The following is a 12,131-nucleotide window of genomic DNA, read 5'->3' on the forward strand; positions in this document are numbered from 1 at the left end:
CCTGCCGAACACGAAAAAGGCGGCACCCGGGGGCGCCGCCTTTTCTCCTTGGGAGGAGCTGTCTTAGTTGACGGTATTGGCCTCGATCTGCTTCGCCTTGGCCGGCGCAGCGGAGATCTCGATCTTGCGAGGCTTGTGCTCTTCGGGAATGTTACGCTTGAGATCGATGTGCAACAGGCCGTTCTTGAGCGTTGCGCCGACGACCTCGACATGGTCGGCGAGCTGGAAGCGTCGCTCGAAGGCGCGCGAGGCGATGCCGCGATAAAGCAGCTCCGAACCTTCGCCGGTGCCTTCATTGCCGCGTTCGCCCTTGACCGTCAGCACGTTGCGATGGGCTTCGATCGAAATCTCGGTTTCCGAGAAGCCGGCAACCGCCATGCTGATGCGGTAGGCGTCCTCGCCGGTGCGCTCGATGTTGTAGGGCGGATAGCTCGTGCCGACTTCGGGCTGGCCGAGGCCGTCGAGCATGTTGAAGAGCCGGTCAAAGCCGACGGTCGAGCGGTGGAGCGAGGAAAAATCAACGTGACGCATGGGTGTTCTCCAGTGAGCAACAAGGTTTTGCGCATGACCTGTGCCGAAGCCCGTTCTGGCGCTCCGGCGGTGATCAGCGGCCCCGATATTGGGCGCCGCAGAAGACATTTGGGTGCCGTCCGAAGCCATTTCAAGACATTGTCCCAACGGCTTTTCGCAATGATCTTCGATGAACCGAAGATGAACCGGGCCTTCGGCATCCGTTCAGGTCGCCCCGACTAGAGTGCATCCAAGTTCAAGAACAGGCGGCACCACAGAATGCCGCCGACGAGGCCGAGCCGGGTTGTAACGTCCCTTCCTCCCGGAGCGACAGAGGCCGGAGGCATCCCGCAAGCTGCCTCCGGCCTCATTCGATTCCGCCGCGGCGGAATTCCTTTGATTTTCCCGGCCCGCCTTTCTATCACCCTCCTATCGCCTGATCCTGCGGCAGCGAGTTCCGAGCGCCTGATGACGGACCTGTTCCACGAAATCCCCGGCAATCCGGTTCCCGAAAGGGCCACCTCCGGCGACTTTGTCGCCCATGACGGCAAGCGCCTGCGCTATGCGCTGTTTCCTGCGACATCCCATCCCTTCAAGGGCACGGTGATCCTGCTCAACGGCCGCAACGAATGCATCGAGAAGTACTTCGAGACCATTCGCGACCTGACCGTGCGCGGCCACGCCGTGGCCACCTTCGACTGGCGCGGCCAGGGCGGGTCCGAGCGGCTGCTGCGCGACGGCCATCGCGGCTACGTCAGGAGCTTCGACCATTATGTCCGCGACCTCGAGGCGTTCTTCGAGCAGATCGTGCTGCCCGACTGCCGCGGTCCCTTCTTCCTGCTCGCCCATTCGAGCGGGGCGCTGATCGCGCTTCTGGCCGCGCCTTCGATGAGCAACCGGGTCCAGCGCATGGTGCTGGTGGCGCCGTTCCTCTCGGTCATCGGCGTGCCGCTGTCGATGACATCGATCCGGCGCCTGGGCACCCTCGCCTGCTGGCTGGGGCTCGGCCGGCTCTACGCAGCATGGGGGCCGCGCCCGCGCGAAGGCACGCCCTTCGCCGTCAACAAGCTGACCAGCGACGAACGCCGCTATCGCCGCAACATGCTGCTCTACGAGACCTATCCAGAACTGTCGGTCGGGGGGCCGACCATTGCCTGGCTGCGCGCCGCGGCACAGGCGTCCCAGACCGTGCGCGATCCGCAATTCATGGCAGCGCTCAAGGTGCCTATGCTGATCGTCAACGCCGGTGCCGACGAAGTGGTGTCGTCGCGCGACGTCGAGCAGTTCGCCAGCCAGTGCCGCGTGGCTTCGCTGCTGACCATCGACGGCGCCCGCCACGAAATCCTGCAGGAAGCGGATATCTACCGCGAGCAACTGCTCGCCGCCTTCTCCGCCTTCGTGCCGGGAACGCCGGCAACGGCCGACGCGTAAGGAGCTATCCCGCGAGAGCGGCCATCGCAGCCCTGTGCAGCTCCGGCGTCGCCGCCGCGATGACGTCGCCGCCATTCTCCGCCGGGCCGCCGTCGAAGGTGGTGACGATGCCGCCGGCCTGCTCGATGATCGGAATCAGCGCCACGATGTCGTAGGGCTTGAGGCCGGGATCGACGACGATGTCGACCTGCCCCGCCGCCACCATGGCGAAGGCGTAGCAGTCGGTACCGTAGCGGGCGAGTTGCACCTTGCTCTCCAGATCGTCGTAGCGCTTGCGCATCTCGCCCTTGAACAAGGCCGGCGTCGTGGTGAACATCGTCGCGTCCGCCAGGCTGGTCGTCTTGCGCACCGAAAGCGTGCGCGGTCCGCCCGGCCCCTCGTAATGCGAGCCATCGCCGTCGGCGTAGAACAGCTCGCCGGTGAAGGGCTGCGACATCAGCCCGGCCACCGCGTCGCCATCGACGGTCAGCCCGACCAGCGTGCCCCAGACCGGCAGGCCGGAGATGAAGGCGCGCGTGCCGTCGATCGGATCGATCACCCAGACATGGCTGTTGGAGGTGTTTTCGCTGCCATGCTCCTCGCCGAGGATGCCATGATCGGGGAATTCGGCGTTGATCAGCGCGCGGATGGCGCGCTCGGCCTCCTGGTCGGCCTCGGTGACGGGGTCGAACCCGCCGGCGAGCTTGTTGGCCACCGCCCCCTGGCGGCGGAAGCGCGGCAGTGTTTCGGCTGCGGCAGCCCGTGCGATCCGTCGCATGAATTCGGCGTCGACCATCATTCACCCCATTCCTGACTGTTGCGTGGATGACACGCCGCGGCCCTCGTCGGCAATAACCACATCAACCTGATTTAAAGAATCCCAAGGCGACTTGACTTTTGTGCAGCGCACAATAATCTCGACTTCGGACAGGGTTTCCTGTCCATGCCCTCCTTGGGCGTTTCCTCCCTAGACTTCGACCGCTCTCCGGAGCGGTCTTTTTTTAACCTGATTGGCCTGCAGCGCTACTCCGCGGCCAGCGGCAGGTCGAGGAAATGATGATCCGGAACCGCCATCAGATCGGCGGAAAACCGCGCCAAATCGTCTGCCAGCGCATAAAATCCCGCCGATTTCTTAAACGTGCGCTCATCCATGTAGAGGCCGCGATTGATCTCGATCTGCAGCGCATGAAGCTTGCGCGCCGGCCGGCCATAGTGCTCGGTGATGAAGCCCCCGGCATAGGGTTTATTGTGCGCCACGGTATAACCCATCGCCGCCAGCAGCCCGATGGCGCGTTCGGAAAGCTCCGACGCGGCCGATGTGCCGAAACGGTCGCCGACGATGAAGTCCGGCCGCATGCCGCTGTCGCCGATGCGGACCGAGGCCGGCATCGAATGGCAGTCGACCAGCACCGCATAGCCGAAGCGCGCATGGGTGCGCGTGACCAGCCGCTTCAGCGTCTCGTGGTAGGGTTTGTAGACGCATTCGATGCGGCCGACCGCCTCCGACAGCGGCAACCGGCCCGGATAGATGTCGAGCCCCTCGCCCACCAGCTTCGGCACGGTGCCGAGCCCGCCGGCGACACGGGCCGAGCGGACATTGGCGAAGGGCGGCACCGGCTCCGCGAACATCCTGGGGTCGAGTTCCCACGGTTCGCGGTTGACGTCGAGATAGGCGCGGGGAAAATGCGCCGTCAGCATCGGCGCGCCGAGGGCTACCGCAGCGCCGAACAGCTCGTCGACGTAGCAATCCTCGGAGCGGCGGATGGAGGTCGAATCGAGCCGCGTCATGGCCAGGAAGCGTTCGGGATAGCACCGCCCGCTATGCGGCGAATTGAACACGAACGGCACGCGCTGCTCCGCGCTCGTCCGGACCTCGAACGGCGGCAGCACCGAGAAATCTTCGGCTGGCGTCATCTTTGCTGACGGACCTGCGACATGCACTCACTCATCGCTCGAAGGTGCCACCTGCGGCCGCTGGTGTCCAGCATTTCGAAATGTGGAAAAGCCGCCCCGATCGTGCCTTTGCGTCACCATGCCGGTTCGGCATTCACTTGATGTTTACCGTCCCGAACTCATATACAAGATGGTTAACGGAGCCCCTGCTGGGGGGCGGCTTCGACCGCTAATTTCGGACGGGAAACTGATGGCACGCATTCTTCTGGCAGAAGACGACGACGATATGCGCCGCTTCCTGGTCAAGGCGCTGGAACGCGCCGGTTACCAGGTGAGCGACTTCGACAATGGCGCGAGCGCTTACGAGCGGCTGCGCGAGGAACCCTTTTCGCTGCTCCTGACCGACATCGTCATGCCGGAGATGGACGGCATCGAGCTGGCGCGCCGCGCCACCGAGATCGATCCCGATCTCAAGGTGATGTTCATCACCGGCTTTGCCGCGGTGGCGCTCAACCCTGATTCGAAGGCACCGCGCGACGCCAAGGTGCTGTCGAAACCCTTCCATCTGCGCGATCTCGTCAACGAGGTCGAGAAGATGCTGCACGCCGCCTGAGGCGTTTCCCTTGCGTCGCCAGGGGAATTGATGATCCGGCGCATTTTTCCGCCAAACACGCTATTGACGCGCCGGATCAAAAATGGTGTATCCGCCCCCATCGGATGGGCGTGTAGCTCAGCGGGAGAGCACTGCATTGACATTGCAGGGGTCACAGGTTCAATCCCTGTCACGCCCACCATCCAAACTCTTGAGAAAATCGGCTTCCAGAGCTTCCCAAAAGACCCTTTGATTTCGCTGCTGGTCACACTCTGGTCACAGCAAAGGGTCCGTCATGGCGACGATACGCAAACACAGGGACAAGTATCAGGTTCAGGTTCGCAGGAAGGGTTTCCCTCCTGTCTCGCGCTCATTCCACAAGCTGGCTGATGCCAAGGAATGGGCGAGGCATATGGAGACGCAAGCAGACAGGCAAGAGCTTGCGCCGAACCGCAAGGAACTCGCCAAGATCACCTTGGGGGAACTCGTTCACCGATACAAGGACGAGGTCGTGATCTCCAAGAAGGGCGCAGAGATAGAGACGATCGTCCTCGGCGCCTTCCTCCGTCACTCCATCTGCAAGCGGAGCCTTGCTGACCTAAATGCCTCGGATTTTGCAGCCTATCGTGATGAACGGCTCAAGACCATCACCGCCAAGTCACTCAAAAGGCAGTTGGCGCCAATCAACAACATGTTCGAAGTTGCTCGGGCCGAATGGAACATCCCGTTAAAGCAGAATCCATTGGCCGACCTGGCCCTAAAGGCGAACGATAACAAGCGCGAGAGGCGATTGCGCGACGGCGAGCTTGGCCTTCTCTTGAAGGCTGGAAAGAAGACCCGGAACCCGCTTGTCGTCCCAATTATCCGCTTTGCCATCGAAACGGGGATGAGGCGGGGGGAGATCCTGAACCTCCGGTGGCGCGACATCGAAGAGGGACGCGAAACCGCATGTATTCTGGAAACGAAGAACGGCTTCTCGCGAACCATTCCGCTGACGCCCGGCGCTCTTGAGGTTTTGAGGTCGCTGGCGGCAACCAGAGGACGGGAAGGCGGCACTCTGGTGTTTCCATTGTCCGCGATTGCGCTCAGGCTTAGCTGGGACAGGCTCACCGCGAGGGCTGGTATCAATGATCTGAATTTCCATGACCTCCGGCATGAAGCCATCTCACGACTGTTCGAGCTTGGCCTTACGGTGCCCGAGGTGGCGTCCATCAGTGGACATCGGGACATGAGGATGCTGTTCAGATATGCCCACGCCAGCCACGCATCAATCAGAGCGAAGCTGGCTTCCGCCTCCAGCATAGGATGACAGGCCTCATCGAATAACCCTGAGCCCAGGCAGCGAAAAATGTGGGAAGACACAGGGCGACGAATCCCTTTGTCTTCCCGTAACCGGCACCCGGCACGGAGCCGGTCAACCTTGGTGAGCTTGAGTACGCAACAAGCGCAGCGAAGCGTGTCTCCTACCCAAGTTCAACCAAGGCATACTGGCCTCGCCCTTTGGTGGGCGCTTATCTTCCAGTATAGGGGCCACCCACCATTAGGCCTTGACCAGCCAGCCGTTCGCCCCCCTGCCCATCTTGCCGTTGTGGCGGAACGTGACGCCCATCTCAGCAAGCATTGCCGTGATTCGATGCCCGCTATCTCGCAGCAGACGACCTAATTCCTTCATCTTGGACGAGCACCAGCCAAGTTCCGACCTGATCGACTTCATCGACGCCTCTCCTGACGGACGATGCGCCATGTAAGAAATGAGTGCGTCGTAGCCATCGGCCAAGCGAACCTGGACTGCATCGCCGTCGAGTTCGAAAGCCCACTGCACCACCTCGATTCCCGGCATCTCGGCGGTGATGTCTTGCAAGATGGACGCTCCTTGCCTGTTGCCCGGAAGGATGATGTAAACGTCGGCGGGTGGGCAGTCACCTTCGGCGTTGATGACTTTGCGGCAGCGGATGCGATTGATTGCCTGAATGACGGAGACGGTCACCTGTTTCTGCTCCATTACCTTGCGGACATTGTCGTAGCCCTTCCACGAAGGCGATGCGAACCACTCGTCCTCAGGCAACCCTTGCAGGGCGATGAAGGTGCCGACCGCCCACAGGTCGCCACGATAGTGAAGGCCGAGGATGACGGCGGTGTCGTAGTCCTGCCAGTCATTCTTGCCATCGATCGCCCCCCAGTGCGCCACCGCATACCGCGAGAACTTGGGGTCAAGCGTGAGCGCCTTGGGCTCGAGTAACTGATGGAGGCAGACGAGTACGGATTTCTCCTTGCACGATTTCTCTAGTTCCTTGATGACCCGGGCGACCCGAGCGCCGCCCTTCTCCTTCATGCTGCCCTTGCCGAGGCCGATGGCGTAGGCGACATGCAGCCGGACGTTGCGATAGTTCCGCGCCTTCGACGGGAGGAGCGGGCGATCCACGCGCTCCCCAAGCAACTCCCAGAGCATGTTGTGCGAGGCCGTGGCGTCAAGGACCACGGGACCAGGGAGTTCCACCGGAATCAGCAACTCCGAATTGTTGATCGTGTCCCAGTCGCCCGACCGCTGGTAGTAGGCCCACTTGGTCAGGATGCTTTCGCACGACCGCAACGTGGTACTGTACTGATCGGCGAGGCGTTGACGATCCAGTGGGCTGTCCTTTCGCAGCACCATCATGTCGAGGGGAAGCCGTGTGACTTCGTCGATTAGTTCGGCCAGGAAATGATTGTCAGTCCATTCAATCTCGCTGCCGTTTGGATCGCGCCAAAGCAAACCCTGCTGCTCGTCGGGGCGCTCGAACTCCAGGAACTCCAACTTTCCCTTCAGCGACTCAACAGCTTGAACGGCCGCATTGTGACGCAGCCGCGTCGGCTGGTCGATCACGGCAAGAACGTTGCTGATGTCCTGGGCCGTGACCTGATAGTGCTCGATGATGTTAGCGATTGCCTCGTCGATGATGGTGAGGCAGCGTCGACCGCCCTCCCACATGACGAACTCTTCCCACTTGCCCTGCTGGTTGCGATAGATCGCCTCGACCGCCCTCTGATAGGCAGAATGTGTGATCACCAGCACATCCCTGTCGCCGCACCTTTCAACGACGACCTTGTTGTCGGAATGCCGCGCGATTGCCACCGGTCTCCCCGCGAGTTCGTTGATCGACACTACGATCTCATCGGCCTGAGCGATCGTCCGGACGACGACAAGGATGCCGGTGCGGTTGGACAGGCCGCAGACCGCGTTGAGTTCCGCCATCATGGCGCTGTAGACGATCAGGCCTTGGGTCTTGCCGGTGCCGGTGGCTGGTTCAAGCACCCGCCAGCGCTGATCGCTGGTAATGATTGCTTCATTGAAGGTTCGCGCCGTGACCTGCCACAGTTGTTCGAGGGAGTTGGCGGATGTGTTGCCGAGAACGGTCTCCCAGTGGATTTTCATGCGACGTGCGAAGTCGATCGGTGCCACGATGTTTCGTGCAGCCATTTGTATTCCTCAAATTTGATGGTGGGCTCAGGGGCCGCGCGAAGGCGGCATAGGAAGAAGGACACTAAGAACGAGCTTAGTTGTACCTAATAGGAGACACCATCTAAGTATCAGATTTTACTTAGATATTCTTCTTCCAACTTCCGCATGAGACCCTGCCTCTTTTTTAGCGAGAGGTAGCTCTCCTCAAACAGCCACACCGAATCATAGGGATTCGATAGCTGTTCGATCCGCCTTTCGATCTCACGCTCATCGTGGCCCGGCAACAGGGTATTCGGAGCTTCGTTTATCCTCGCCGTCAACGGCAGGAAGCGCGGATCATCGGAGGCTCTACGCGCTGCCCGGTCAAGCAATCCCCCATCCCGCCCGGGTCGTAGCGCAGGGAGCGCTATGAGACCAATGGTCATCTGTTCGAAGATGTCATCATTTGCCGACAGCACCGCGTCCGTCGCGACATAGTTCAGACGGCGATCAGCAAGCCGCCGAACCTGATGCTTCAAATATCCCATCTTCTGCGTACTCATACGACGTAACGGCTTCCCTGCGTGGAGCCCTTGCCGGATCGCGGCGTTCACCGCAGGTGCCTTGCCGTGCTCCTTCAGTCGATCTCTGAAATACTTCAGCCGTCCCTTTGGTCCCTCGTCAAAGCTCTCAGCGTCCAATGGATCGATAACTCGTGCCCACCAATCGATGATCATCCGGTCGCGATATGGATGAGCAAATGCCGTATCCTCCAGCATGAGTGCGGCAACGTATGCGTAGGTGGATCGTCGCACACGCTGACGGCGCCGCTTAAGGATGACAGCCTTCATCTCTCCAAGATTCATTCGTAGCACCCCGTGCGATCCGTTGCCGAGATAGCGAACGGCAGAAACAGCAGCAAGCCCCCGAATGTCCACAAAGGTATAGGTTTCCAGCACAGACAGCTTGACCGTACACATTGCGTCCAATAACCATGTGTCCGCAATTCTTTTAAAGGAAAAGGTACAGCATGGCGATTGTTGGATATGCGCGGGTGAGCACCAGCGGTCAGGACTACGAGACGCAGGTGGCGCGACTGAGCGCCCACGGGGCCGACAAGATATTCAGCGAGAAGAAGTCCGGGCTGGACGGCAAGCGACCCGAACTCTCCCGCTGCCTGGAGTACATCCGCGAGGGTGACGCGCTGGTCGTCACAAAGCTGGATCGCTTGGCGCGAAGCACCGCTGACCTCTACCGCATCGTGAGCCAGCTCGCGGACAAGGGCGTTGCCTTCAAGGTGCTAGACGATGACCTCGTCGATACCACCACCCGCACCGGCAAGCTGGTGATGGGTATCCTCGCGCTGATCGCTGAGTTCGAGACGGACATCCGCCGCGAACGCCAAATGGAAGGGATCGCCAGGGCCAGGGCGGAGGGACGCATGGGAGGAAGGCCGAAAATGATCGATGGGGCGATGGAAGAGAGAATTGCCGAGCTACGCCAAGGGAACCTCAGCATCCGCAAAATCGCCGCCGAGATCGGTGTATCCAAGGCATCGGTGCAGAAGATACTTCCCCGTACCCAAACCTAGAAGTGGTCCGTCGTTAGCGGAAGGAGCCTCTGCCTCCGATGGAAGCCTACGTAGCTGCATTATGGAGAGGGGTACGGGGGGGCTGAGCTTGGTAGGATATACTCGTAAGTGGGATACAAATTTTTTGGAGAAAGTCACCTGGGTGACACTTAGAATTCGCAGGGTTGAGCGGCGAGCAGGCTGGATCAAGTCAAGCCCTCGCGGAAAGGCCCCCTGCCGTTTTCAGCAAGGGCCCATTTTGGAGGAGACACTCCTCGGTATAGCCTTAGCGACTCACGCGGGAATATTGGTTGGCGTCGGAGGGGACGGGTGAGGCATAGCGCGCACGTTGCGCAAGATGCCTTGTTCCGAGATTGCCCGATCGCGATTCTCGTGATTTTAAGTGCGTGGCTTAAGGTGAGCCGAGGGAGAGAAAGCGTTGACGACCCTGGACGACTACTTGACGGGACAGTTCCATGTTGATCGGCAGGAGGTAATAAGCCTCGAAGAGACGATCCTGAAGACCTGCCAAACTTTGGTCTCCGTGTTTGATGGGACGAATGGGTGGCCTTACCGGATAGTACGAGGCATAGCACCTTCTTATAGCGACACAATTTCCCACAGCACCACGGCCATGGTCGCTCTATCCCTCTTCAAGGCAGCGGGAAGTTGGAACCCTGGTCAACTAGCGGGCGTGGCCCAAAGTGGATCTTACTTCGATGAGAGCCAGGACGGAAAAGTCACGCGCGACAAAAGCCTCAAAACAGCGAAGTTGGCTGCGGAGCTTCTCCGGAAAGCTACCCTTGATGGCAAGGGCAAGGCCAGTACCGCCTCCGGAACCTATGGTTCAAATGATCCAATAACCTCGGCCTTTTTGTCAGCACTTATCGAAGGCACTACCGGCCTTGCTGGCGACTGGGAGCCGCACAAGAAGTTAATCCAACACCATGCGAAAATTCGAAGCGGTCTCCCACCGTTGGATGAATTCGCAAATATGTTTGACTTCAGCGCACTTAAAAACGGGGAGGCTAATGATCCCGTTCCTAACGCACTGATTCCCCTCAGGGTAGTCCAGACGGTACGCGATGCGGGGCTCCCATCGCCGCCTGATCTCACCCCTTTCCGCCGGTACTTTGAAACGACGTTGCACGACCAGTTGTCCTTTAGCTCGATTCCGGACAGCCGCTTTGACCCTGCAGAGTTGGCGTTCTGCTTGGAAGGGCTCTTATTGACACAAGCCAACGTTGTTGACCGTCCGCTTCTTGAACGAACTTTGGAAGTCCTAGAATCAGCTCAAAAGCACAGTGCCTTTTGGCGCCCCACAAAGCCGTTTTTAGCCACGGCCCGGGGAATGACCCTCTTTCCAGTAAGCGTTGAGGTTGCAAACTCGATTCTACGGTCATGCGAACTGTTTGATGGCTCAGCGCTGCGGAATACTGTTGGCTCGGCAAATGTCGGCCTCTTCCGCAGGTATTGGCAATGGCTCAACGCGCGAAAGGTCACGTTCCAAGCAACGTCTGACGGAGCAACCGGATACGTCGGATGGGACTCTGAGCACGTCAACCAGATTGACGTGATACACGTCTGGGAGACCAGTCAGGTACTAGAATTCCTGCTGGCCTATCACCGATTACTAAAGGCGCATATCGCCAGAACAACACTAACGCTGTCAAAATTTACCTTCCGAGCGCCACCTACAAAGCGTCCCTCGTGGGAAGCGATTGAAGAACAGTATGAGCCAGCCAAAATGCTCGGTCAACCGTACCAAGTATACAACCGCATAGGCGAGGATTTCGTTAAAGGGTGGTTAGATAAAGTTTCGCCGAAAAGCTACTCAATGCTGCTTTACGGTCCTCCAGGGACCGGCAAAACAACCGCCGCAGAGAAGTTGGCTGAAGCCTTGGGGTTCCCCCTCATTACTATCACGGTAGCCGATTTCCTCGTTGGAGGTGGCGGCCAAGTTGAAGCACGGGCAAAGGCGATATTTGAAGTCCTTGACTCCCAATCAAATTCCGTTGTGCTTTTTGATGAAATCGACGCCTTCCTGTTAGACCGCGACACTGAACGGTACTCAGCGCAAGATACCGTCTTTCAGTTCATGACGCCCGGCATGTTGACCAAAATCAATGACCTGCGCAAAGCTGAGCGTCTTATTTTTGTAATCGCGACGAATTATGAGAACCGAATTGACCCAGCCATAAAGAGAACCGGCAGGATCGATAGGAAGTACCTGCTACTCCCGTACGACAAAGGGGGACGTAGCAGAACAATCCGTTCCTTGGCAGGGGAGCAGTCGGCCAACTCAGTATCCGACGAAATTGCCGAAAGCTCATTGTTCTTGGGCTACGGCGATCTTCGCAATGCCGTACCTAGCAAGATCACCCAAGAGAACGCGGTCCAGGTCGCTCAGAATATGAAAAGTATGGGTCGAACGACTCGCATCGCGTCCTTCACAAATCGGCTTCCTACTGGTCGTGATTTTAAAAGCGGCGAAGAGAAGGGAAAATGGCCCCTGGAGGAGTTTATCTGCCTTTTGGCGCTGGCCCTAGAAGGCCCAGACGCCGCCCATCATAACGGCTTTGTAGACAAAAGTGCCTGTGAGAATTTTATTCGGGCAGGCAAATACTTCGGGCTAACGAACATTTCGGAAATGGTCGAAATGGCAGCTCCCGACATCAAACTTGAGGTCCGAGCGGCTGTAGCCAGTTATCTAGAGTCCATCTAAGAAGTGTGAGCGT

11 protein-coding genes and 1 tRNA gene are annotated in these 12,131 nt (G+C 59.2%); 7 read left to right on the forward strand and 5 right to left on the reverse strand.

The features are described 5' to 3' along the window. Positions 1 to 63: 63 nt before the first annotated feature. Positions 64 to 531, reverse strand: a complete 468-nt coding sequence (locus tag ASC75_RS20740) for an Hsp20 family protein (RefSeq protein WP_055979697.1) — start codon at positions 529 to 531, stop codon at positions 64 to 66. Between the two features lie 12 nt (positions 532 to 543). On the opposite strand from ASC75_RS20740, the gene ASC75_RS26205 reads away from it, so the two are divergent. Both ASC75_RS26205 and ASC75_RS20745 read left to right on the forward strand, forming a co-directional pair. After that, positions 544 to 753: a hypothetical protein gene (locus ASC75_RS26205; protein WP_156381339.1), complete on the forward strand. Its 210-nt coding sequence runs from the start codon at positions 544 to 546 to the stop codon at positions 751 to 753. Positions 754 to 978: 225 nt separating this feature from the next. Further along, positions 979 to 1,941 carry an alpha/beta hydrolase gene (locus tag ASC75_RS20745; RefSeq protein ID WP_055979700.1) on the forward strand — a complete coding sequence of 321 codons (963 nt, stop codon included), beginning with the start codon at positions 979 to 981 and terminating at the stop codon, positions 1,939 to 1,941. Positions 1,942 to 1,945: 4 nt separating this feature from the next. On the opposite strand, the gene hisN is transcribed toward ASC75_RS20745, so the two are convergent. Both hisN and ASC75_RS20755 read right to left on the reverse strand, forming a co-directional pair. Further along, a complete protein-coding gene (gene hisN / locus ASC75_RS20750; RefSeq protein ID WP_055979703.1) occupies positions 1,946 to 2,719 on the reverse strand; it encodes a histidinol-phosphatase in 774 nt (257 codons plus the stop codon). 224 nt (positions 2,720 to 2,943) lie between these two features. Beyond that, a complete protein-coding gene (locus ASC75_RS20755) occupies positions 2,944 to 3,834 on the reverse strand; it encodes an N-formylglutamate amidohydrolase (protein WP_055979706.1) in 891 nt (296 codons plus the stop codon). Positions 3,835 to 4,063: 229 nt separating this feature from the next. On the opposite strand from ASC75_RS20755, the gene ASC75_RS20760 reads away from it, so the two are divergent. The 3 genes from ASC75_RS20760 to ASC75_RS20770 all read left to right on the forward strand — a co-directional run bounded on the left by ASC75_RS20760 (position 4,064) and on the right by ASC75_RS20770 (position 5,714). Next, entirely contained in the window at positions 4,064 to 4,426 is a 363-nt protein-coding gene (locus tag ASC75_RS20760; protein WP_018429348.1) for a response regulator, read from the forward strand. A gap of 106 nt (positions 4,427 to 4,532) precedes the next feature. Next, positions 4,533 to 4,607, forward strand: a tRNA-Val gene (locus tag ASC75_RS20765). 93 nt (positions 4,608 to 4,700) lie between these two features. Further along, the gene (locus ASC75_RS20770; RefSeq protein WP_055979710.1) at positions 4,701 to 5,714 is read left to right on the forward strand and encodes a site-specific integrase; all 1,014 of its coding nucleotides are present in this window, start codon (positions 4,701 to 4,703) and stop codon (positions 5,712 to 5,714) included. Between the two features lie 231 nt (positions 5,715 to 5,945). Here ASC75_RS20770 and ASC75_RS20775 read toward each other — a convergent pair whose 3' ends face one another. Further along, positions 5,946 to 7,862, reverse strand: coding sequence for a hypothetical protein (locus tag ASC75_RS20775; RefSeq protein WP_055979713.1), 1,917 nt, complete (start codon positions 7,860 to 7,862; stop codon positions 5,946 to 5,948). Positions 7,863 to 7,972: 110 nt separating this feature from the next. Further along, entirely contained in the window at positions 7,973 to 8,803 is an 831-nt protein-coding gene (locus tag ASC75_RS20780) for a hypothetical protein (protein WP_055979716.1), read from the reverse strand. A gap of 50 nt (positions 8,804 to 8,853) precedes the next feature. Between ASC75_RS20780 and ASC75_RS20785 the strand changes: the two genes are divergently transcribed. Together ASC75_RS20785 and ASC75_RS20790 are read left to right on the forward strand one after the other, a co-directional pair. After that, positions 8,854 to 9,414 (forward strand): recombinase family protein, encoded by a 561-nt coding sequence (locus ASC75_RS20785; protein ID WP_055979719.1) that lies wholly within the window; start codon positions 8,854 to 8,856, stop codon positions 9,412 to 9,414. 418 nt (positions 9,415 to 9,832) lie between these two features. Next, positions 9,833 to 12,118 (forward strand): ATP-binding protein, encoded by a 2,286-nt coding sequence (locus tag ASC75_RS20790; protein ID WP_055979722.1) that lies wholly within the window; start codon positions 9,833 to 9,835, stop codon positions 12,116 to 12,118. Positions 12,119 to 12,131: the final 13 nt, after the last annotated feature.

It is taken from the genome of Aminobacter sp. DSM 101952 (assembly GCF_001424795.1).
GTDB lineage: Bacteria > Pseudomonadota > Alphaproteobacteria > Rhizobiales > Rhizobiaceae > Aminobacter > Aminobacter aganoensis.

Coding starts and splice junctions, on each gene's coding strand:
- ASC75_RS20740 (WP_055979697.1), bottom strand. CDS start 531: ATGCGTCACGTTGATTTTTCCTCGCTCCACCGCTCGACCGTCGGCTTT.
- ASC75_RS20745 (WP_055979700.1), top strand. CDS start 979: ATGACGGACCTGTTCCACGAAATCCCCGGCAATCCGGTTCCCGAAAGG.
- hisN (WP_055979703.1), bottom strand. CDS start 2,719: ATGATGGTCGACGCCGAATTCATGCGACGGATCGCACGGGCTGCCGCA.
- ASC75_RS20755 (WP_055979706.1), bottom strand. CDS start 3,834: ATGACGCCAGCCGAAGATTTCTCGGTGCTGCCGCCGTTCGAGGTCCGG.
- ASC75_RS20760 (WP_018429348.1), top strand. CDS start 4,064: ATGGCACGCATTCTTCTGGCAGAAGACGACGACGATATGCGCCGCTTC.
- ASC75_RS20770 (WP_055979710.1), top strand. CDS start 4,701: ATGGCGACGATACGCAAACACAGGGACAAGTATCAGGTTCAGGTTCGC.
- ASC75_RS20775 (WP_055979713.1), bottom strand. CDS start 7,862: ATGGCTGCACGAAACATCGTGGCACCGATCGACTTCGCACGTCGCATG.
- ASC75_RS20780 (WP_055979716.1), bottom strand. CDS start 8,803: ATGTGTACGGTCAAGCTGTCTGTGCTGGAAACCTATACCTTTGTGGAC.
- ASC75_RS20785 (WP_055979719.1), top strand. CDS start 8,854: ATGGCGATTGTTGGATATGCGCGGGTGAGCACCAGCGGTCAGGACTAC.